The following is a 19,592-nucleotide window of genomic DNA, read 5'->3' on the forward strand; positions in this document are numbered from 1 at the left end:
CCCACCCCCCGGCCCTTCGGGAGAGGGGGAGCCGGTTATGCACGGCACCAAGTCGTCAGGCTCCCCCTCTCCCGAAGGATGTTGCGCATAAAGCAAGGGGGGCCGGGGTGGGGTGCGTCGTTGAACATTACTACCTTGCCCACCCATCCCGCCTGCCCATGCCCCTTTCCCTTTCCGAGTTAAAAGACCGCGCCATCCGCTTTGCCCAGGAGTGGCAGGATTCTACCGACGAGCGCGCCGATGCCCAGTCGTTCTGGATTGACTTCTTCCACGTGTTCGACGTGAAGCGGCGGCGCGTAGCCTCCTTTGAAGTCCCGATAAAAAAAGCCGATGGCAAGCAGGGCTTCATCGACCTGCTTTGGAAAGGCACCCTGCTAGTGGAGCACAAGAGCCGGGGCCGCAGCCTCGACCGCGCTGGGCAGCAGGCCCGCGACTACTTCCCCGGCCTCAAAGACCACGAGCTGCCCAAATATATTCTGGTAAGCGACTTCGCCCGCTTCCGGCTCTACGACCTCGACGAAGGCACTGAGCACGAGTTTGGGCTGGCGCAGCTGCACGAAAACCTGCACCTCTTCGCCTTCCTCACCGGCTACCAGAAGCGCGAATACCGCCCCGAGGACCCCGCCAACATCCGGGCCGCCGAGCTGATGGGCGAGCTCCACGATGCCCTGCTGCACAACGGCTACCACGGCCACAAGCTGGAGGTGCTGCTCGTGCGCATCCTCTTCTGTTTGTTTGCCGAGGACACGGCCATCTTTGAGAAAAACGCCTTTCAGGAATTTCTCGAAACCCACACCCGCGACGATGGCTCCGACGTGGGCACGCGGCTGGCCGAGTGGTTTTCGGTGCTCGACCAGGCGCCCGCCACCCGGCAGCGCGCCCTGCCCGCCTACCTGGCCCAGCTGCCCTACGTGAATGGGTCGCTGTTCACGGAGTTTTTCCCGTTTCCGAGCTTCGACGCAGCGCTGCGGCAGCAGCTCATTTTGTGCACGTACTTCGACTGGTCGCGCATTTCGCCCGCCATCTTTGGCTCACTGTTTCAGAGCGTCACCGACCCCGTGAAGCGCCGCAACCTGGGGGCGCACTACACCTCGGAGGCCAATATCCTCAAGGTTATTCAGGGGCTGTTTCTGGATGAGCTGCGCCAGGAGCTGGCCGCCGCCGGCCAAAACCGCACCCGGCTCAACGCCCTGCACACCCGCCTGGAGAAAATTCGCTTCCTGGACCCCAGCTGCGGCTGCGGCAACTTCCTGGTCGTCACCTACCGCGAGCTGCGCCTGCTGGAGCAGGAAATACTGGAGCGCCAATTCGCTGCCCAGGTGGCGACCGGCCAAACCGTGGACCTCGCCCTCTACGCCCGCGTGCAGGTAGACCAGGCCTACGGCATCGAGGTCGAAGAATTTCCGGCCCGCATTGCCGAAGTCGCCATGTGGCTCATGGACCACCAGCTCAACCTGCGCCTCTCCGAAGCTTTCGGCAACCTCTACCTGCGCCTGCCCCTGACGCGCACCGCCAAGATTGTGCACGGTAATGCGTTGTTAGTAGATTGGGCAGAAGTACTTAATTTGCCGGATTTATCAACATCTTATAAAAACGCACGACCGCACGACCGCACGACCGCACGACCGCACGACCGGAGCGGATACCTATGTGCTTGGTAACCCACCATTTATAGGCTCAAAGTTAATGAGCGTGCAGCAACGCGAGGAACTACTGGCAATCGCTGGCCCCAAGCTGCAAGGTGCGGGAGTGCTTGATTACGTAGCGGCTTGGTATTTAAAAGCTGCCCAACTCATTCAAGGCACTGCCATTCGCGTGGCACTGGTGAGCACCAATAGTATCACGCAGGGTGAGCAGGTCAGCATTTTGTGGGGTGAGATGCTGCGGCTGGGAGTCAAGATTCAGTTTGCGCACCGCACCTTCAAATGGAGTAATGAAGCGCGTGGTAATGCGCAAGTTTTCTGCGTAATCGTCGGATTTGGACAGGAAGAATTACCGGTACGCCGCCTGTTCGACTACGCTACCCCCCGCAGCGAGCCGCAAGAATTGAAGGTGAATAATATCAACCCGTATTTGGTAGATGCGGAAAATGTAGTGGTAGCCAAGCGCACCAAACCGCTAAGTAATGTGCCTGAAATAAGCTATGGTAGTATGGCAAACGATGGAGGACATTTGCTTTTGTCAGATGAAGAAAAAAATGAATTGCTGGCAAAGGAGCCAGATGCTGCGCAGTTCATCAAGCGTTTTGTAGGCTCACAAGAGTTTATTAATAATATCCCCCGGTGGTGTATATGGCTTGTTGGTGCATCTCCAAGTGAGATGCGAAAGCTACCGGAAGTGGTTAAGCGTGTTGAAGCAGTGCGCGATTATCGCAAAGTGAGCAAGCGCGCTGCAACAGTTAGGCTAGCCGACTTTCCATCTTTATTCGGAGAGCAGCGCCAACCAAAAACGGAGTATATTTTGATTCCCGGTGTTTCCTCAGAAAATAGGCGCTTCATACCAATTGGCTTTATGCCGCCTGATATTATTGCCTCTGACTTATGCCGAACGGTGCCTAGTGCTTCCCCTTACCACTTTGGTGTTCTCACTTCAACCATGCACATGGCTTGGATGCGAACAGTTTGCGGGCGTCTGAAGAGCGACTTCCGGTACTCGGGACTACTCGTCTACAACAACTTCCCCTTCCCCCAAAGTCCCACCCCCAAGCAAACAGCCAGCGTGGAAGCCGCCGCGCAAGCGGTGCTGGCGGCCCGGGCCGAGTTTCCCGCCGAGAGCCTGGCCACCCTCTACGACCCGCTCACGATGCCGCCGGCGCTGGTACGCGCCCACGCCACCCTCGACCGCGCCGTGGATGCCTGCTACCGCGCCGCCGCCTTCCCCACCGAGCTCAGCCGCCTCGAATTCCTGTTTCAGGCGTATCGTCAGCTGCAAGCGCCGCTACTGCCCGCCCCCGCGCCCAAGGCCAAGCGCGCCCCGCGCCGGCCGGCGTAGGTGGGTTAGGTCGCCCTCCGGGTGACCCCACCCCTTCGGGAGAGGGGGCTAGGGGGTGGGGTCACCCGGAGGGCAAACCAGCCCCAACCGCCCACGAAAAAGCCCGGCTTCCTTGCAGAAAACCGGGCCTCGTAACCGCTACAGCCAGGAGCTGGGCGGCTCCGAATCGAAGATACGCAAAAATTGGCAGTACGAGGCGTAGCAACGGAAATATGGCGGCCCGGCCCGAACTTAGGGCCCGTCAGGCGGGCCCCGTGGGGTAGTAGCCTGGCCTTCTTTCTTATGAAAAAAACTCTTCTGAGCCTGGGGCTGCTGGCCGGGCTGCTGGGCCCGACCGCGCCGGCCGCCCGCGCCTGGGGCGTGGTGGGGCACCGCGTTGTTACGCAAGTGGCTGTGTATGAGCTACCCACGGCCATGCAGGCGTTCTACTTCCGGCACCTGCCCGAGCTGGTGCGCCTGAGTACTGCCCCCGACGAGCGCCGGGGCCAGGACCCGCAGGAGGCCGGCCGCCATTTTATTCGCCTCGACCACTATTCGGAGGATAATCCGTTTGCCAAAATGCCCCGCAGCTACGACGAAGCGGTGGAGAAATTTTCGGCCGACACGCTCAAAAAATATGGTACCCTGCCCTGGGCCGTGCTCGACGCCAAGCAGCGGCTCGTGGAGGCATTTCAGGCCCGCGACACGGCGGCCATCATCCTACGCTCGGCCGAGCTGAGCCACTACGCCGCCGATGCCTTCGTACCACTGCATACCACCGTTAATTACGACGGCCAACTCACCGGGCAGGCCGGGTTGCTGGCGCTTTGGGAAAGCCAACTGCCCGAGCGCTTTTTGAAAGATTACAAGCTGGATGGCGAAGAAGGCAAGGTGCTGAAAGACCCATTGGCGGCCATCTGGCTGGCTATTCAGGGTAGTTACGGCTTCCTCACCGCCACGTATGACCTTGAAACCAAAACCAGCAAGACCTTTAAATCGCAGACGAAGTACACGTTTTCGCACCGGTTTGGCCGTACCCAGCGCCGCTATTCCGACACCTTTGCCGATGCCTACGAGAAGGAAGTGGGCGGCATGGTGGCCTTCCGCCTGAAAAGCGCTTCCCCGCTGGTGGCCTCGCTCTGGCTCACGGCCTGGCAGGAAGCGGGCCGCCCCGACCTGGCCCAGCTGCTGGCTCCGCCCAAGCTCAGCAAGGAGGAGAAAGACCAACTAACCACCCAGCTCAAAGCCTGGAAAACTAACACCCTCTACCACGAGCAGCTGCTGCTAGCCCAGCAAAAAGAGAAAAAAAGCATTGACGCCGACGAGATAAAAGCCGCCGATGGCGAGGCTGCCCCGCCGCCCCCACCCGAGCCGGTAGCGCCCGTTGCGCCGGCCGCCAAGCCGAAGGCTATGCCCGCGCCCGCCGCGGCACCAACCAAGGTGAAGGTAAAAACAAAGGGCATGGAGGGTACCAAAAAACAGAAAACATCGGACTTTACCTGGTGATAAATAATTTGTTTAGGAGGTAGCCTGAAACCAGAAAGAACGTCATGCTGAACGCAGTGAAGCATCTCGCGTGAATCGTTGAACGGTGTAAGCGAGATGCTTCACTACGTTCAGCATGACGTTCAATACTGTTACTTACTTTTCCTAACTAGGTTAAAAGACATTTGGCTTAGGCAAAGCCACTTCGCACGCCGCTTTCCCGATTCCCAACACACCTATGATGCGCTATTTTTCGTGGGCGTACCCGGCGGGGCTGGCCGTGGGCCTACTGGCTGCCTGCGGCCCCGCCGACCACCCTACCGCGACCCCGCCCCCGCCGCCCAAGCCGGTGGGCCCCGACATTGCGGCCCTCACCGACAGCACCGCGCCGGCCGCACTGCTGGCCTACGGCCGCCAGTACCCCGGCTCCGAAGTGCTGTTTAAGACGCGCATGGGCAACATCCGGGTGCGGCTTTATGATGATACGCCCGTGCACAAGGCCAACTTTTTGCTGCTCGCGCGGCGCGGGGTGTTCGACGAAACGGTGTTCAACCGGGTGGTGAAGGGCTTTGCCGTGCAGGGCGGGCAAACGAGCGGCGTGCGCAGCATTCACCTGCGCCGCTACCGCCTGCCGCCCGAGTTTCGGCCCCAGCATTTTCACGTGAAGGGCGCGCTGGGCATGGCCCGCTACGACGACGACAAGAACCCCGGCCACCTGTCGTCCAACACCGACTTTTACTTCGTAGTGGGCGAAAAGCTGACATCCTATCAGTCGCGCGCCGCGGCCAGCCGGCCACTCACCCCGGCCCAGGTGGCCGCCTATGCCAGCAAGGGCGGCGTGCCCACGCTCGATGGCAAGTACACGGTATTTGGCGAAGTGATTGAGGGCCTGGATGTGGTGGATAAAATCTCGCAAATACCCGTTGACCCGCAGGATAAGTGGCCCATCAAGGACGTGGCCATGAAGGTAGAAGTGGTGAAATGAGCGCGTAGAAACAGCTAGTATCAAGCAGAACGTCATGCTGAACGCAGTGAAGCATCTCTACCGCGCCATCAGGGCCAGTAACCTTATCGGCGTGGCAGAGATGCTTCACTGCGTTCAGCATGACGTTCTGCTTTTTAACAAAAATTTGTAAACCAGCTTATTGCAGATACACTTTCCCCTCCTTCATCACGAATTTAGGCCGGGTCAGCGTCGAGATATTTTGCAGCGGGTTATCCTCCACGGCTACCACATCGGCATACTTACCAACCTCCAGAGTGCCCAGGTTGGTGGGGTCGCCGAGCAGCTCGGCGGCGTTGAGCGTGGCCGTGCGAATGGCGTCGAGCGGCGACATGCCAGCCTCGGTCATGTAGGTGAATTCCAGCGCGTTCTGACCGTGGCGGTACACGCCCGCATCGGTGCCGAACGCCACCCGCACCCCCGCCTTAATGGCCCGGCCGAAGGTGCCCTGCATTTGGGTGCCCACGGCCAGTGCCTTGGCCGCGATAACGGGCGGGAAGTAGCCAGGGTGCTGCCGCGTAGTGTCGGCCACCGACTTGCCGGCGATGATGGTGGGCACGTACCAGGTGCGGTTTTTGGCCATCAGCTGAATGGCCTCCGCATCCATGAGCGAGCCGTGGTCGATGCTGGTTACGCCGGCCCGCACGGCCCGCTTGATGCCCTCGGCGCCGTGGGCGTGGCAGGCCACGGGCATCCCTAAGTCGCGGGCCGTCTGCACGATGGCCCGGATTTCCTCTTCCGTGTACTGCGCGCCGGTACCGTCCTTGCTCAGGTCGAGCACGCCGCCGGTGCTGGCGATTTTGATGAGGTCGGCCCCGCGCCGAAACTGCTCGCGCACGGCCTGCCGGCACTGGTCGGGGCCGTTGGCTACGCCCTCGGCCGGGCCGGGATTCAGCTTGTCCATCATGAAATCGCTGAGGCCATCGGTAGGGTCCATGTGCCCACCGGTGGCCGAAATGGCCACGCCCGCCGAGTAGATGCGCGGCCCCGGCACCAGCCCCCGCGCCACGGCCTTGCGCAGGGCCGTGTTCACGCCCGAGCCGCCGCAGTCGCGCACCGTAGTGAAGCCCGCCCGCAAAGTAGTGAGCGCGTTGGCCTGGGCGCGGTAGGCCACGTCGGCGGGGTTCAGGGTAAATTGCTCGGCGAAGGACGCGCGGCTGGGCACCGACTCTAGGTGCACGTGGCAGTCGATGAGGCCAGGCAGCACGGTGCGGTTTTCGAGGTTGATTACCTGGTCTTGCGGCCCGCTGGCGGCGGTGTAGCCGGCCTGCACGGCCATGATGCGGTCTTTCTCCACCACCAGGGTTTGCTGGGTGAGCACGCGTCCGGAGCGCACGTCGAGCAGGTGGCCGCAGTGCAGCAGCGTTTTTTGGGCAAAAGCCGCGGGGCCGGTGAGGCCGAAGGCAGTGAGAAACACGAGGGAGCGGGTAGCTTTGCGCATAAGGCAACGAGTAAAAACCGGTGGGTAGAAAGGCCGCGCAAGCTACGCCGGCCGGCCCATCGGCTCGTATTCAAGCCATTAAAAATCACTTTCTTCTTCCCCATGACCACCCAGCAAGACTTTGAGGCCGCCGCCGAGCGTGCCCAGCAACTCCCCGCCAAGCCCTCCAACACGGTGCTGCTCCAACTCTACGCCCTCTACAAGCAGGGTACCGAAGGCGATGTAACCGGCGCCCGCCCGGGAGGATTCGACTTCAAAGCCATCGCCAAGTACGACGCCTGGCACCAGCTAGCCGGCCTCAGCAAAGACGCCGCCCGCCAGCAATACGTGGAGCTGGTAAGCGAGCTGGCCGGGTAGTCATTTGTCATTGCGAGCGCAACGCAGTGGAGCGCGGCAATCTTTTCTTGGCTGCCCGCATCATTACTTTACTAACCCAGGCGTGCAGGAAAGATTGCCGCGCTCTACTGCGTTGCGCTCGCAATGACAAATGAAAAAAATGAATATCTCCCGCAAAAAGCCCAGCTACCCGCTCACGCCGGCCCTGCGCCAGTACCTGCGCGACTACGACCGCGAGGCGCCGCTGCCGGTGAGCTACGCCGATTTGCTGCGCTTCAGCAACTCGTTTGCGCTGCTCGACCGGGCAGGCAAGGACACGCTGTGGCAAACCGTTTTTTACGAGCCGCAGAACATGCTGGAACTGAGTCAGGGCCTGGTGCAGGTGTACGCGCTGCTCAAAACGGCCGGCGACTTGTCGTTTGCCGACGACCTGCTGGCCGACCGCATCGACTACTGCCGCTTTGGCAACTCGCACCCGTTTCGGGTGCGCATCCTCAACCAACTCAACGACAACTACGACTACTTCTACGTGAAGCAGGCCGACGCCTCGCGCCTCTACGGCCTGGAGCTGGAGCATTTGCTGTCGCCCAACTCCATGAACTTCTTGGTAGACAGCGGTAATACGCTGGTGGAGGAGCACATTGCTGGCATCCCGGGCGACGACTTTATCCGGCTGCGGCTCAACCAGCCACACCTCAATCAGGTGCGGATTGCCAAGGAGTTTGTGAAGTTTAATGAGCGCTGCTTTGCCCGGCTGCTGGGCGATATGCGGGCCTACAACTACGTTATCGACGTGACGCCCGACTTCGAGGACGAGCAGTACCGGGTGCGGGCCATCGACTTCGACCAGCAGAGCTACGAGGGCCGCCGCGCTATGTACGTGCCGCAGTTTTTCAAAGACAACGGCCCCGTGGTGGAGCTGTGCGCCCGCCTGCTCAAGCCCAGCACCATGCGCCAGTACCAAACCGAGGAGCGCACCCTCATGGCCCGCCGCGCCCGCGCCGAGCGCCACCGTCTCAAGGCCCTGCTCGACGTAATGCGCCGCCAGGAGCTGGCCCCCGCCGACAAAGTGGAGGAGCTGCGTGAGGCTCTCAACCGCTACCACCGCACCCAAAAATTTGATAATTGCGACTCGATGGGCGACGTGGTGCGCCTGAATCTGTGGCTAATGCTGGGGCCCAAAACGCTGGGCGCATCGCTGTAATGCATTTGCGGGCCGGCCGATAAAGTAACGCGTACCATTTACTCAGTAGTTGTCATGGTAATTGTTCATTCAGAGGCCGATACCGTTCTTTTCACCGTGGAGGGCTGGCATAAGCTCTGGGCGTTTCGCAGCGAGCTGCGCATTCCAAGCGCCCATATTAAAAGTGCCCGGCACGACCCGGAAGCCGCACGCGCCTGGGGGTTTCGGGCACCGGGCACGCACGTGCCGGGCCTGCTGAAAGCCGGCACGTTTTACTTGTGCAATACGGCTGATAACAAGCCCACTTTTATGGACGTGCAGCACCGCGAAAATGCTATTGTAGTGGACCTGGCCGATGAGAAATACAACCAGCTAATCATCGAAGTGGCTGACCCGGCAGCGGTGGTGACCTTGCTAAATGGGCTGGCTGCTGCCCAAGCCGCGCCGTAATTACCTAGGACCGCAGTCGCAACCCGGTGAAATTAATATCGCTCATGCTGAAAGCAAAAAGGTCATTACCCAGCTTAGGGTAATGACCTTTTTGCTTTCAGCATGAGCGGGTAGCTTACACGGCCGGCTTCGGCGCGGGCAAATCAAACGCCACGGCGGGGTGCTCGAAATGCCCCTTGTGCGAGCCGTCGCAGAAGGGCTTCTGGGCGCTCAGCCCGCAACGGCAGATGCTGATGCGCTCGCGGCCGCCGAGACCGTAGGCATTGCCCTGGGCATCAACGAGTTGAATGTCTTCGCCTTCCACGCGGAGCGAGCCATTGGAGAGGACGGTAAGTTTGGTAGCCATTGGGGTTGAAGTAAAAAGATGATAAGTTAAACTATTGATTTACAAGTCTTTGCGAAGTACGTAATCGTTCATCCAGTACGGGCCGATGGCGATATCCTCTTCGCGGTGCTGGGCAAAGCCCTGGCGCTCGTAGAAGGATAGGGCGGGGTTGTGGCGGTTCACGTTGAGCTCCAGGGCCTGGCCACCGGCCTGGCGCACGGCGGCTACCACGGCTTGCACGAGGTGCTGGCCCAGGCCCTGGCCCTGGTGCGAGGGCAGCACGTAGATTTTATTGAGGTGGTACACGCTCTCCGGCTTCTCGGAGTACGAGGCAAAGCCGCCGGGGTGGCCATCCACGTAGGCCAGCAAAAACTGGTGGTTCTGGTCGCGCATCTGGCGGCGCAGCGAGGCCGGCGTGTAGATGACGCGGTACATGTAGTCAATCTGCTCCTTCGAGATGATGAAGCGGTAGGTGGGCTCCCAGGTGGCCTCGGCCAGCGCAATGATGGTGGGAATATCCTGCTCGGTGGCGGGCTGAATGTGCAAGGGGGTGGCCGGCGGAACCGGGGTAGTGCGGGGAGGCATAAGCAACGAAGAATCAAACGAAGGTCGGGCAAAAAACCGACTTACTAGCTGCATTGGCATACGCAGGGCGGCCGCCGGGCGTTAGGGTAGCACCAGGTTGGCCCGCATTTCGCAAAGCGTTTTCCCTCCAACTTCGTAGTTAGCCCCATGAATAAGCTTAATTTTTGCCTTCGCCATGCCACCGCCGCCTTGTTATTGGCCGCCTTACCCCTACTAGCCGCCGCCCAAAATTCCCGTCAAGACAGCCTGCTTCGCAGCGGCGAACTGGTAGGAGGCCGCCCCCACGCCTCGGTGCCCCGCACGGCCGCCGCCGCTGGCACTACGCGCCGCTTCGTAGCCAATGCCGACCCGGGGCTCACCAAAATAATGCACGAGAGCATTGACGTTAACCGCCTACCTGCCAACCAAATACTGGACGTGTACAGCCGCTTCCTGGATGCTACTCGTGCCCAGCGCCGCCAGTGGAGCGCCCCGGACTGGGATGAGGCCAGCGCCGCCCTCACCCGCCTCAACACTCGCTACGAAACCGTGCGCCAGGAGCTACCCCTCGACGACCGCCTCACGGTGCGCACCTACCAGGGCGAGTTTCGAACGCTGCAAGGGGCCCGCCGCGTGAAAGACCGCGTGAACGAGTAGCCCCGGCTAGCGCTGCGCCAGCCACTGCAACGCCGGCTCCACGTGCCGAAACGACCGGGCCCGCAGCTCGTGCGTGACGGCGCGGCAATGAATTCGTGGCTGCCCGGAAAATTTATCAGTTGGCTGCACTACGAGTGGCTGCCCGAAGCCAGCACTTGCACGCCGCGCGCGCTGGCCTCGGGCAGCCACTCGTAGTGCAGCCAGGGCAGGGCCTCGCCCCACTCGCCGGTCACGGCCTAGTGGTTGCTGAGCAGACGGCGCGGCAGCATGCCGCTGGCAAACAGCAGCATGCCCGCTTTGGCCCCCCGTACCACGGCCTCGGCGGTGAGGTGGCCGTGCCAGCTGATGTGCAGCAGGTCGTGCTCCGGGTAAAAATCAAAATCAGCCAGCAACGCCCCGTGCGCATCGGGCAGGCGCAGCAAGCGGGTGGCGGAGGCAACAGGCGGAAGTACAGTCATAGCGGACAGGGAAGAAGGTAGGCTCATGCGACGCTTACCTTTGACGTCCCTTTCGAACCGCCTACAGTTATTCTTATCGTATGCACATTGCTATCGTCGGCAACATCGGGGCCGGCAAAACAACGCTGGCCCACAAGTTAGCCCAACATTTTCGTTGGGAAGTATTCCTGGAAGAAGTAGCAGATAACCCGTATCTTAAAGACTTCTACGCCGACATGCCGCGGTGGGCTTTCCACTTGCAGGTGTACTTTCTGAACGGCCGCTTTCGCCAGACGCGCCGCATCAAGGAGTTGGTGCAGGAGGGCAAAAGCGTAATTCAGGACCGCACCATTTACGAGGATGCGCACATTTTTGCGGCCAACCTGCACCAGTCGGGCCTGCTGGCCGGGCGCGATTATAACAACTACTATGCGCTGTTTGAGAGCATGATAGACCTCGTGAACCCGCCCGACTTACTACTCTACCTGCGGGCCGACCTGCCCAAGCTCATCGGCCAGATTGAGAAGCGCGGCCGCGACTACGAGAACTCCATCAGCATCGAGTACCTCAAAAACCTCAACGAGCACTACGAGCAGTGGATTGCCAGCTACAAGTACGGTAAGCTGCTCATCATCGACGTCAACGAGCTCGACTACGTGCGCAACCCCGAGGACCTGGGCTCCATTATCGAACGCATTGATAACAAGCTATTTGGCTTGTTTTAATCTTTCTGAGGGGCCGGCACTTCCTCCAGGGCACCGTTAAGAAACGCCACCCACGGCCGGGCCGCCGCCATGCCGGCCACCACGCGGTCAACAAAGCCGGGGGCCAGCACCTCGGCGTCGCTAAAAAGGTGCACTACGCCAAAGGTCTTGAGCTTGAGGTAAGGCAAATCGGGGTCGGTGGCGGCGTAGCCGCGCGGCGGGCGCGTGAGTTGCGCCCCGCTTGTATCCAAGCCATTGGGGAAGTGCTGACGCAGCGCCGGGTCGGCCAGGCAGCGGTGAAAGCCCGCGCTGTCGTAGTGGATTTCCTGCCGGATGGCCGCCAGCTCGGCCGGCGTGGGTGAGAAGCGCCCGGCGCGCAGCCACGAGCCGCCGCCAGGCATCAGAGCCAGGAAGTAGCCGGCGCGCAGTGCGTGTCGCCCGCCCGGCACCAGGCCCGCGCCCAGGCGGCGCTTGTAGGGCTCGGGGTCGGTCTGGCTCCGGTCGTTTTTATGCAGCCGAAACATGGCCTGGGTCGGCGTGAGGTCGGCTATTTCGGGGATGCCGGGCCCGGCCCGGCGAATAACTTCCGCCACGAGGCCGGCGAAACAGTCACGGGCGCGCAGGTATTCGGCGCGGTGGTCCTGCATCCAGACCGTGTTATTGTTGGCCGCCAGCTGGCGCAAAAAATCCAGTACGAACGCGTTATCCATGCGGCTTCTAAACGCAGCCAGCGGGCGGAAGTTGGGGCCGCTAGCTTAGCACCACGGTATCACCTACTTGCACGCGGCCGGTGAGGGGGCCCGTCACGTTTTGGCCAAAAAGCACCTTGCTGGCCGGCTTGCGGTAGGTGGCCAGCGTGCGCAACGGCTCGCCAGTGAGGTTTTTCTGGGCGGTGGCTTGGTCGATGGTAGTAACGACGCAGCGTCCGCAGCCGCGCACCGACCGGAAGGCCTGGCCATTAATCTGAAAATCAGTCCATTCCAGCTCCGCATCGGCGGGCGCGCCGCGCACGATGAAGTTGGGCCGGAAGCGGTCCATGGGCACGGGCTCGGTGAGCTGCTCGTTGAGCTTGGCCAAGGATTCCTCGGTGGCCAGCAGGTAGGGGTAACCGTCGGCGAAGCTCACGAGCGTGCCGGCGGGGTTCAGCTCGGGCTGGTCGGGCTCCACTTCGCGGCGGGCCATGTCGGACATGTACACCAGCTTGCAGGGCTGGCCCAGAGCCTCGCTCAGCCACTCATCGGCGGCGGCGGTACCGCGCCACGCAAACACCACATCATCCCAGATGCTGACAAACAGCGTCTTATCGGGCGTGGCCTCAAACGGGATGTAGAGCGGCAGCAGCTCGGGCCGCTGGCGGTGGCGCAGCAAAAAGCCGTTGTGGGCCGCCTCTACGGCCAGCAGCGCCATGCTGGCGTGCTCGCGCTGGGTGAGGAAGCGGTTGCGCTCGTCCACTATCAGCCAGCGGCGGTCGTGGCGCAGGCCCTGCGGCGTGAGCTCAGCCGCCGGCAGGCTAATGCCGCCCAGCGACTTGACGGGGTAAATAATAAGACCGGTAAGCGTGAGCGGAGCAGAAAAAGCAGACATAGACTACAAAAGTAAGCTGCGCTTCCATAGGGAATAAAGAAGCAGGGGGACGGCAGAATAGTCACGTGACAATTCTGCCGTCCCCCTGCTTCTTTATTCCTGATTCAATACTAGTGCAGCGCCCGCTTCTTTACCATGCCGCCCTTCGCATCATTTACGCTATGCATAATCATGAAGGCCTTGGAGTCAATGCGGTTCACCTCGTCGGTAACCTGGGTGACTTCCAGCCGCGTAACTACCGTGAACACGATGTCAATGGGGCTGGGCTGCTCGCCGCGCGAGCCGTAGCCACGGTGGCCAGCGTACACCGTAACGCCCCGGCCGAGGCGCTCGGTGAGGGCGCGCCGAATGGCATCGCTGTGCTCCGAAATGATGGTGACGCCCGTGTATTCTTCAATGCCATTGACCACAAACTCAATGGTTTTGGAGGCGGCCAGGTAGGTGAGAATGGAATAGAGCGCGGTGGGCACGTCGAGCACCACGGCCACGATGATGAAGATGAGAATATTGAGCACCAGCACAAAGTCGCCCACGCTGAGGCTGGCTTTGCGGCTGAGGTACACAGCCAGTATTTCGGTGCCGTCGAGCACGCCGCCGCCGCGCATGGCCAGCCCGATGCCCGCCCCCAAAAAGAAGCCACCAAACACGGCAATCAGCATCTTGTCCTGCGTCACGACCGGGAAGTGCACAGTTTCCAGCACAATAGCCAGCGCCAGAATGGCCAGCAACGCCCGAATGGCAAAATCTTTACCCAATTGCTTGTAGCCCAGCCAGATAAAGGGTATATTGAGCGCTACCAGAAACACCGAGAGGGGCAACGGGATAAAGCGCGCTGCGAGCAGCGAAATGCCCGTAACCCCGCCGTCGAACAAGCCGCTAGGCAGGATAAAAGACTCCAAGCCCAGCGCCGCCGAGCCCACCCCGGCCACCAAGTACAGGATACTGCGCAACTGCTGCCGCAGCCCCGAGTCGGACGATTGGGGTGCGTGGTTGTCGGCCATGGCCGGGTGATTGGCAATGGTGGCCAGCGCCTCTTCCGAAGCGGCGCCTGGGGTAGCCGCGGCGCTGGCCCGCAACACGCGGATTCTTTGTAAGACAGACAATTGAGCAAGCATGGGTTGGCTTACGCAAAAAGTCGGGTTCCTACCGAGGTTTATTTCGTTTTAGTGCTCTCCAGCTGCGCTGCCAATTGCAGCGCGGCGTACAAATCGACGATACCGCCGGTCACCGACAAGGTACTAAAATCGGCCTTCTTGCCATCGGCGCCGGGTATTAATACCTGGGTGTGGTGCACCTGCGCCGACTGCCGAATGATGCGCTTGAGGTCGGCGGCCGTGAGGCTGGGATAATATGACTTGAGCACCGCGGCCACGCCGGCCGTGACGGGCGAGGCCATACTGGTGCCACTCTCGGAGCCGTATTTGTTGCCGGGCAGCGTGGAATAAATGCCCACACCGGGCGCAAACACATCGACCTGGCGCTTGGAGTAGTTGCTGAAGCTGGCGGGTAGGTTCTCGTCGTCGGCCGGGCCCGAGGCCCCTACCGTAAGCAGGTTGGGCGGCACCGAGCCATCGAGGTAGAAGGAAGCTGGGTAATGCGGGTTCACGTCCAGGTTATCATCTTCATTGCCAGCGGCATGCACCAGCAGCACATTCTTGGTAGCCGCGTACTTGTAGGCGGCTTCTACGGCAGGGCGCTGGGGCGAAAACTCCTTGCCGAAGCTCATGTTGATAATCTGCGCGCCGTTGTCCACGGCGTAGCGGATAGCGTTGGCCACGTCCTTATCGCGCTCGTCGCCGTTGGGCACGGCGCGCACGCTCATCACGCGCACCGGCGCACCCGCAATACCCTGAATACCAATGTCATTGGTGCGCACGGCGGCAATAATGCCTGCTACGTGGGTACCGTGCAGGGCGTCGGGGCCAGTCACGTCGTTGTTGCCGTAGTTGCGCTGGGTTACGTCGTCGGGGTTGTCCTTCACAATGTCGGCGCGGGCGTTGAACTTGGGGTTCAGGCTGTAGTCGAGCTGCTCGCGCTGGTCTTTCAGCTCGCTGTTGAGCTCGGCCAGCAGGGCGTCGGTGTCGGCGATGCCACCCTGCTTCATGTTTTGGTAGAGCGAGGTGAGCAGGGCTTTTATTTCGGTATCGGTTACCTGGGCGGCGGCCTTGCGCATGGTGGCCGTGTCGAGGCGCGTCACGTTCAGCTTTTCCTTGAGCGCGTCGGTCATTTGGGTGAGCGGGCCAGTCATTTGGTCGGCCTGGGCCAAGCCGCTGGTCAGCTCTTTGCGCTTGGCGTCGTAGGCTTTTTTGGCCCGCAGATACGTGGCGTAGTCGGCCTTGTCGGCGGCTTTTATCTGCGCGCTGGTTTTGCCCGCAAAGCGCGGGCCCAGCTTGCCCACCACGCGGGTTACTTCGAGGGTTTCGACCGAGATATTGCGGCCGTCCTTCCCGCCCAGAAAATTCCAGCCATGCACATCGTCGATATAGCCGTTCTTATCGTCGTCGATGCCGTTGCCGGGAATTTCGCCGGGGTTGCGCCACAGAATGGGCTTGAGGTCCACGTGCGCCGTGTCGATGCCCGAGTCGATAACGGCCACGATGACGGCGGTGGGCACGCGGCCTTTCAGCAGCTCGGCGTAGGCGCGGGTGGTGCCGGTGCCGGGCGTTTTGTCGAGCTGCGGGTCGCGCAGGTACCACTGGGCCTGGGCAGCCTCCGCTACGGTGGGGCCGGCCGGGGCGGCGGGCGTAGCGGGGGCCCCGGCGCTCGGCAGGGTTTGGGCCTGGGTGGCGGCGGGTAAGAGCAGGGAGGCGGCCAGCGCAAGGCGCGGCCAGGTAGCAAGTTGGGTGGAGCGCATTAGAGAGAATAAAAGCAGCCTCAAAAATAGGTAGCGGCCGCTGTGCCTATTAGACGAGCCAACGTCGCCGGGCGTTGCGCTCGGGGCCAGCTAGTACCTTCGGCGCTTCGCTAAGAAATTCCGGATGAGAACGTTAAAGGACACGTTAATCAGAGCCCGGCTGGCACGCAGCGAACTTTCTTAACGACCGCGCCCGCTTCGAGCCAGGCTACGCAGGCATTTTTATCCGCTACCGGATTTACCCAGGCCACCGGGCGGGGTATTTGCAGTAGCTGCGCGTGCGTCGTAAATAAGGCCAGCACGTTGGTTTCCTGTGATACTACCGCGTGGTCAGTTTCCAGCGCGTTTTCCAGCAGGTGCACATCCTTTATCATTTCGGCGCGCGCCTTAGCGGTGCAGTCCAATTGATGCACACGGGCGGTGATGCCGCTGTCCGGCTCGGGCCGTAGCACCACATACAGCTTCTTACGCAGCATGGAAGCCAGCCAGGTTTTGGCAAACCCCGACTGGTGCTTTAGCCACTCTTGGTACTGCGTTGGCGACAGCACTACCTGGTGCTGCTGGGCCAGCATGGTTTCCAACACGGCCCGGCAAGCATCTGACGTTGGATGAACGCTAGCGCTGGCCGAGCGGGCTACATTGGTGTCTACCACGATGCGGCGCGAATTACCGGATAGCCTCATTGCGCGGCCTCCCCAAACTGCCGCAAGCCTACCGCCGTGAGGTAGGCGTCCTGCGCCTTTAATTCTATTTCGCTGAAGTCTTCGGGCCACGCGCCGTACGCGCCATCCTCGTCGGGCTGCACGTATTGCACTTGGCTGGCTCCTTTCGCATCGCGGGTAAACCAGTGCAGGCCCACATCGGTATTGGCAATTTTGCCCTGCGCAATCAGCGTTTGCACCGTCAGCAGCAGCAGGCTGCTGTGCGTTTCCACAATGACGCGCACGCCCCGGTTGGCGGCTTCGGCCAGTAGCTCGCCCATGGCCACCTGGGCGCGAGGATGCAGGTGCAACTCGGGCTGCTCCACATAGACAATTTGCCCCTCCTGCGCCGCAATGAGGGCCACCAGTATCGGCAGCACCTGCGATACGCCGATGCCCACGTCGGCAATATTTACCATGTCTGACTTTCTCTCAAACTTCTTAGGCTCTCTCCTACCCACAACTGGCAAACGATTCACACTTAGTTCTATCTCATTCGCATTTTTCACCTTCGCTTTAACTGCATTTGAGAGGCCGAGACGTTGAAGATATTCGTTTAACTGGGCAAGAGTTTCGGCATTGTTCTGCTGCTGCCATTGGCTAATAGTACCAGCAGCATAGAGGTCGAATGTACCTTTTATCTGATTGCGAAAGGTAGTAGCAGAATAGTTTCGACGGGGTGCACCACGTAGACCTGGAATATGCATTAGCGCTGCAATTGAATTTTCAAGCAAAGAAGATGAATGCACATTAGCTAATACTTTACCTTGATTATCAACCAGTTTTAATTGCAAAAAACCATTTATAAAAGAAGTAATTTCTTTTACACCCTCTTTGAGTATTCTATCATCGAAGACTCCTAATTCATCATACAACCACTGTGCTACTTTCTTTTTGTCTTTCTCAACGCCAAATAGTTCAAAACGCTTTTGCTTGTTATCAATAGTTTCTTGGTAAACAATACTAAATTCTTGTTCTATAGCGGCATAAATCATATGAATCGCGCCTGACTCCGCATCAGTTTTATCAAGTATTACTTCATTACCTATAATTCTTAACTCAACTTCGCCCTTTGATTTGCCACTGATATTTTTACTCACCAACTCCCCGGCCGTTTCTGCCTGCACGTGCGATCCATCCAACACGAGCGCCCCAGCCGGCTGATACGGCGCTTCCATCGTCTGCTTAATTAATAACAGCGGCTGCATAATGCTCGACTTGCCCGAGCTATTGGTACCGGCCAGCAGCGTGAGGGGCCGCACGTGCAGCGTGGCATCTACCAGCGACTTGTAGCCCTGCACCCGAATTTCTTCGATGAGCATGTAGGGCGGGCGGGCCGGCGCGGATGGTGGCGGGGTAGTCGGGGTACGTTTGGTAGCCATGCGGCAAAGTACGGGGCCGGCTACCGCACGTCCACAGCTAACTAAAGCCATAGCTTCGGGCAATGGCTTCTTTTTTGTTATGGGCCGGCGGCGAGTAGCGGGGCCAGTGCTTCACCTGGGGCCCACGCCGCCACGTTATCTTCGTTTTACCCCTCCTCTTACGCGTTGCTGTTTATGACTACCGCCGTGCTTCGGCCGCTCCTTCCGTGTTTCTTGCTTGGGCTACTGGCGGGCCCGCTGCGGGCCCAAACTGCGCCGCCCGCGGCAGCTTCGGCGCTGGCTGCCCCTACCCTACCGCCCGCCAGCGCCCGCCCGGCCCCCGATGAGGCCACCGCCCAGGCCCAGGCCACGGTGCAGCTGCTCACGCGGCGCGTAGATAGCCTGCGCATAGCCTACCGCCAGCAGCAGCGTATGTACAGCGACCTGGGCGGCAAGTTTACCAGCTTTCTGGCGGGCCAGAAGCTGAGCCAGAGCACCCGCTTCACGCTGGCCAAGACCAACGTGCGCGCCACCGCCGACCTGCTGCTGGTGAGCCACAGCCGCCTCACGCAGCTGCGCGCCCTCACCCAGGCCCTGCGCAACGCCAACGAGCAGGCGGCCCTCAGCTCACCCACCGACAGCAACCCGCTGGGCCTTTCGCTGGTGGAGTACACCAAAACGCTGGTGGCCAACAAGGCCGTGGACAAAAACAAGGGCCGCCGCCTGGTGGACCTGGCCGCCCACCTCAGCCAAACCGCCTACGTGTCGGCCGTGCCCACGGTGGGGCCCATGCTCAACGCCGTGGGCCAGCTGCTCACCAGCGTGCGCGCCAGCAGCCTCAGCAGCGACGGCTTCACGCCCGAGCAGGTCAAGCTGATTGAGACGGGCCTGCGGCCGACGCTCAACTTTTTCAGCACCCTCGACGCGGCGCGGGCCGACAACCAGACCGCCCTGCTCACCCTGGATAATGAGCTAACGGTGCTGCAACACCAGCTCAGCCAGCTTTACCGGCCCTATACACAACTAGTTGCTTACCAAGAAGATATAGCCGCTTACTACACCGCACCGCCGGCCGGGCAGCCGGCCACCAACTCGCTCGACGTGGGCAACATCAGCCACATGAGCAGCTACGTGGCCGATAAGCTCAACGCCCGCTTTGCTTCGCTCGACCAGGCCTTTGCCCGCGCCCAAAACCAGGGCGACATCCTCGACCCCGACGGCTACCTCACACCCGCCAACAACTCGGCCGAGGCCGCCGTGCAGCTCGCCGCCCAGCTCCAGAGCCTCACCGACCGCCTGCCCGTTATCACCAGCCAGTACAGCGCCGCCATTCGGGCGGCCATTGCGCAGGGCCAGCAGGATGGCCTCATCAAGGCCGACCGCGCCACCAAGGTTATTGCCGATGAAACCCGCCGCGCCCACGACGCCGCCGAAACTTACCAGCAGGCGCGGGCTTCGGAGCGGTTTGGCGAGGTACTGGCTAATGTGAAGCCGTTGTTCAAGCTGTATTAAGGAGGTAGCGTGGACTCTGCGAGTC

The 19,592-nt window shown here is 60.9% G+C and carries 20 protein-coding genes; 10 read left to right on the plus strand and 10 right to left on the minus strand.

Going from position 1 to position 19,592, the window contains the following annotated elements:
* Positions 1 to 158 precede the first annotated feature (158 nt).
* The 4 genes from ACYVGC_RS00700 (at position 159) to ACYVGC_RS00715 (ending at position 5,440) form a co-directional block, all read left to right on the plus strand.
* A complete protein-coding gene (locus ACYVGC_RS00700; RefSeq protein WP_460581852.1) occupies positions 159 to 1,661 on the plus strand; it encodes a type IIL restriction-modification enzyme MmeI in 1,503 nt (500 codons plus the stop codon).
* Positions 1,651 to 2,991 (plus strand): type IIL restriction-modification enzyme MmeI, encoded by a 1,341-nt coding sequence (locus ACYVGC_RS00705; RefSeq protein ID WP_460581853.1) that lies wholly within the window; start codon positions 1,651 to 1,653, stop codon positions 2,989 to 2,991. The genes ACYVGC_RS00700 and ACYVGC_RS00705 overlap by 11 nt, the downstream gene beginning before the upstream one ends.
* A gap of 282 nt (positions 2,992 to 3,273) precedes the next feature.
* The gene (locus ACYVGC_RS00710; RefSeq protein ID WP_460581854.1) at positions 3,274 to 4,476 is read left to right on the plus strand and encodes a zinc dependent phospholipase C family protein; all 1,203 of its coding nucleotides are present in this window, start codon (positions 3,274 to 3,276) and stop codon (positions 4,474 to 4,476) included.
* A 217-nt stretch (positions 4,477 to 4,693) separates the two neighbouring features.
* Complete coding sequence (locus ACYVGC_RS00715; protein ID WP_460581855.1) at positions 4,694 to 5,440, plus strand: peptidylprolyl isomerase; 747 nt, start codon at positions 4,694 to 4,696, stop codon at positions 5,438 to 5,440.
* A gap of 157 nt (positions 5,441 to 5,597) precedes the next feature.
* Here ACYVGC_RS00715 and ACYVGC_RS00720 read toward each other — a convergent pair whose 3' ends face one another.
* Positions 5,598 to 6,899, minus strand: coding sequence for a metal-dependent hydrolase family protein (locus ACYVGC_RS00720; RefSeq protein WP_460581856.1), 1,302 nt, complete (start codon positions 6,897 to 6,899; stop codon positions 5,598 to 5,600).
* A gap of 102 nt (positions 6,900 to 7,001) precedes the next feature.
* On the opposite strand from ACYVGC_RS00720, the gene ACYVGC_RS00725 reads away from it, so the two are divergent.
* The 3 genes from ACYVGC_RS00725 (at position 7,002) to ACYVGC_RS00735 (ending at position 8,868) form a co-directional block, all read left to right on the plus strand.
* Entirely contained in the window at positions 7,002 to 7,256 is a 255-nt protein-coding gene (locus ACYVGC_RS00725) for an acyl-CoA-binding protein (RefSeq protein ID WP_460581857.1), read from the plus strand.
* 139 nt (positions 7,257 to 7,395) lie between these two features.
* A complete protein-coding gene (locus ACYVGC_RS00730) occupies positions 7,396 to 8,439 on the plus strand; it encodes a hypothetical protein (protein ID WP_460581858.1) in 1,044 nt (347 codons plus the stop codon).
* A 54-nt stretch (positions 8,440 to 8,493) separates the two neighbouring features.
* Entirely contained in the window at positions 8,494 to 8,868 is a 375-nt protein-coding gene (locus ACYVGC_RS00735) for a hypothetical protein (RefSeq protein WP_460581859.1), read from the plus strand.
* A 115-nt stretch (positions 8,869 to 8,983) separates the two neighbouring features.
* Here ACYVGC_RS00735 and ACYVGC_RS00740 read toward each other — a convergent pair whose 3' ends face one another.
* On the minus strand, positions 8,984 to 9,214 hold the full coding sequence (locus ACYVGC_RS00740) for a CDGSH iron-sulfur domain-containing protein (RefSeq protein WP_460581860.1): 231 nt from the start codon (positions 9,212 to 9,214) through the stop codon (positions 8,984 to 8,986).
* A 39-nt stretch (positions 9,215 to 9,253) separates the two neighbouring features.
* A complete protein-coding gene (locus ACYVGC_RS00745) occupies positions 9,254 to 9,778 on the minus strand; it encodes a GNAT family N-acetyltransferase (protein ID WP_460581861.1) in 525 nt (174 codons plus the stop codon).
* 147 nt (positions 9,779 to 9,925) lie between these two features.
* Between ACYVGC_RS00745 and ACYVGC_RS00750 the strand changes: the two genes are divergently transcribed.
* Complete coding sequence (locus ACYVGC_RS00750; RefSeq protein ID WP_460581862.1) at positions 9,926 to 10,414, plus strand: hypothetical protein; 489 nt, start codon at positions 9,926 to 9,928, stop codon at positions 10,412 to 10,414.
* A 236-nt stretch (positions 10,415 to 10,650) separates the two neighbouring features.
* Here the strand turns inward: ACYVGC_RS00750 and ACYVGC_RS00755 are convergent, their stop codons facing one another.
* Positions 10,651 to 10,872 carry a hypothetical protein gene (locus tag ACYVGC_RS00755; protein WP_460581863.1) on the minus strand — a complete coding sequence of 74 codons (222 nt, stop codon included), beginning with the start codon at positions 10,870 to 10,872 and terminating at the stop codon, positions 10,651 to 10,653.
* 80 nt (positions 10,873 to 10,952) lie between these two features.
* On the opposite strand from ACYVGC_RS00755, the gene ACYVGC_RS00760 reads away from it, so the two are divergent.
* A complete protein-coding gene (locus ACYVGC_RS00760; RefSeq protein WP_460581864.1) occupies positions 10,953 to 11,576 on the plus strand; it encodes a deoxynucleoside kinase in 624 nt (207 codons plus the stop codon).
* Here ACYVGC_RS00760 and ACYVGC_RS00765 read toward each other — a convergent pair.
* From ACYVGC_RS00765 to ACYVGC_RS00790, 6 genes are all read right to left on the minus strand, one after another.
* Entirely contained in the window at positions 11,573 to 12,265 is a 693-nt protein-coding gene (locus ACYVGC_RS00765) for a DUF2461 domain-containing protein (protein WP_460581865.1), read from the minus strand. The genes ACYVGC_RS00760 and ACYVGC_RS00765 overlap by 4 nt on opposite strands.
* Before the next feature lie 40 nt (positions 12,266 to 12,305).
* Positions 12,306 to 13,139, minus strand: coding sequence for an MOSC domain-containing protein (locus ACYVGC_RS00770; protein ID WP_460581866.1), 834 nt, complete (start codon positions 13,137 to 13,139; stop codon positions 12,306 to 12,308).
* A gap of 110 nt (positions 13,140 to 13,249) precedes the next feature.
* Positions 13,250 to 14,242, minus strand: a complete 993-nt coding sequence (locus tag ACYVGC_RS00775; RefSeq protein ID WP_460581867.1) for a YitT family protein — start codon at positions 14,240 to 14,242, stop codon at positions 13,250 to 13,252.
* A 50-nt stretch (positions 14,243 to 14,292) separates the two neighbouring features.
* Positions 14,293 to 15,993 (minus strand): S8 family peptidase, encoded by a 1,701-nt coding sequence (locus tag ACYVGC_RS00780; RefSeq protein WP_460581868.1) that lies wholly within the window; start codon positions 15,991 to 15,993, stop codon positions 14,293 to 14,295.
* A 149-nt stretch (positions 15,994 to 16,142) separates the two neighbouring features.
* On the minus strand, positions 16,143 to 16,676 hold the full coding sequence (locus tag ACYVGC_RS00785; protein WP_460581869.1) for a hypothetical protein: 534 nt from the start codon (positions 16,674 to 16,676) through the stop codon (positions 16,143 to 16,145).
* The gene (locus tag ACYVGC_RS00790; RefSeq protein ID WP_460581870.1) at positions 16,673 to 18,076 is read right to left on the minus strand and encodes an AAA family ATPase; all 1,404 of its coding nucleotides are present in this window, start codon (positions 18,074 to 18,076) and stop codon (positions 16,673 to 16,675) included. Before ACYVGC_RS00790 ends, ACYVGC_RS00785 begins: the two co-directional genes overlap by 4 nt.
* Positions 18,077 to 18,250: 174 nt before the next feature.
* On the opposite strand from ACYVGC_RS00790, the gene ACYVGC_RS00795 reads away from it, so the two are divergent.
* On the plus strand, positions 18,251 to 19,567 hold the full coding sequence (locus ACYVGC_RS00795) for a hypothetical protein (protein ID WP_460581871.1): 1,317 nt from the start codon (positions 18,251 to 18,253) through the stop codon (positions 19,565 to 19,567).
* Positions 19,568 to 19,592: the final 25 nt, after the last annotated feature.

It is taken from the genome of Hymenobacter arcticus (assembly GCF_054779975.1).

What these genes read in the sequence shown, in the direction of transcription:
- ACYVGC_RS00700 (WP_460581852.1), top strand. Translation starts at nt 159, where the DNA reads ATGCCCCTTTCCCTTTCCGAGTTAAAAGACCGCGCCATCCGCTTTGCC.
- ACYVGC_RS00710 (WP_460581854.1), top strand. Translation starts at nt 3,274, where the DNA reads ATGAAAAAAACTCTTCTGAGCCTGGGGCTGCTGGCCGGGCTGCTGGGC.
- ACYVGC_RS00715 (WP_460581855.1), top strand. Translation starts at nt 4,694, where the DNA reads ATGATGCGCTATTTTTCGTGGGCGTACCCGGCGGGGCTGGCCGTGGGC.
- ACYVGC_RS00720 (WP_460581856.1), bottom strand. Translation starts at nt 6,899, where the DNA reads ATGCGCAAAGCTACCCGCTCCCTCGTGTTTCTCACTGCCTTCGGCCTC.
- ACYVGC_RS00725 (WP_460581857.1), top strand. Translation starts at nt 7,002, where the DNA reads ATGACCACCCAGCAAGACTTTGAGGCCGCCGCCGAGCGTGCCCAGCAA.
- ACYVGC_RS00730 (WP_460581858.1), top strand. Translation starts at nt 7,396, where the DNA reads ATGAATATCTCCCGCAAAAAGCCCAGCTACCCGCTCACGCCGGCCCTG.
- ACYVGC_RS00735 (WP_460581859.1), top strand. Translation starts at nt 8,494, where the DNA reads ATGGTAATTGTTCATTCAGAGGCCGATACCGTTCTTTTCACCGTGGAG.
- ACYVGC_RS00740 (WP_460581860.1), bottom strand. Translation starts at nt 9,214, where the DNA reads ATGGCTACCAAACTTACCGTCCTCTCCAATGGCTCGCTCCGCGTGGAA.
- ACYVGC_RS00745 (WP_460581861.1), bottom strand. Translation starts at nt 9,778, where the DNA reads ATGCCTCCCCGCACTACCCCGGTTCCGCCGGCCACCCCCTTGCACATT.
- ACYVGC_RS00750 (WP_460581862.1), top strand. Translation starts at nt 9,926, where the DNA reads ATGAATAAGCTTAATTTTTGCCTTCGCCATGCCACCGCCGCCTTGTTA.
- ACYVGC_RS00755 (WP_460581863.1), bottom strand. Translation starts at nt 10,872, where the DNA reads ATGACTGTACTTCCGCCTGTTGCCTCCGCCACCCGCTTGCTGCGCCTG.
- ACYVGC_RS00760 (WP_460581864.1), top strand. Translation starts at nt 10,953, where the DNA reads ATGCACATTGCTATCGTCGGCAACATCGGGGCCGGCAAAACAACGCTG.
- ACYVGC_RS00765 (WP_460581865.1), bottom strand. Translation starts at nt 12,265, where the DNA reads ATGGATAACGCGTTCGTACTGGATTTTTTGCGCCAGCTGGCGGCCAAC.
- ACYVGC_RS00770 (WP_460581866.1), bottom strand. Translation starts at nt 13,139, where the DNA reads ATGTCTGCTTTTTCTGCTCCGCTCACGCTTACCGGTCTTATTATTTAC.
- ACYVGC_RS00780 (WP_460581868.1), bottom strand. Translation starts at nt 15,993, where the DNA reads ATGCGCTCCACCCAACTTGCTACCTGGCCGCGCCTTGCGCTGGCCGCC.
- ACYVGC_RS00785 (WP_460581869.1), bottom strand. Translation starts at nt 16,676, where the DNA reads ATGAGGCTATCCGGTAATTCGCGCCGCATCGTGGTAGACACCAATGTA.
- ACYVGC_RS00790 (WP_460581870.1), bottom strand. Translation starts at nt 18,076, where the DNA reads ATGGCTACCAAACGTACCCCGACTACCCCGCCACCATCCGCGCCGGCC.
- ACYVGC_RS00795 (WP_460581871.1), top strand. Translation starts at nt 18,251, where the DNA reads ATGACTACCGCCGTGCTTCGGCCGCTCCTTCCGTGTTTCTTGCTTGGG.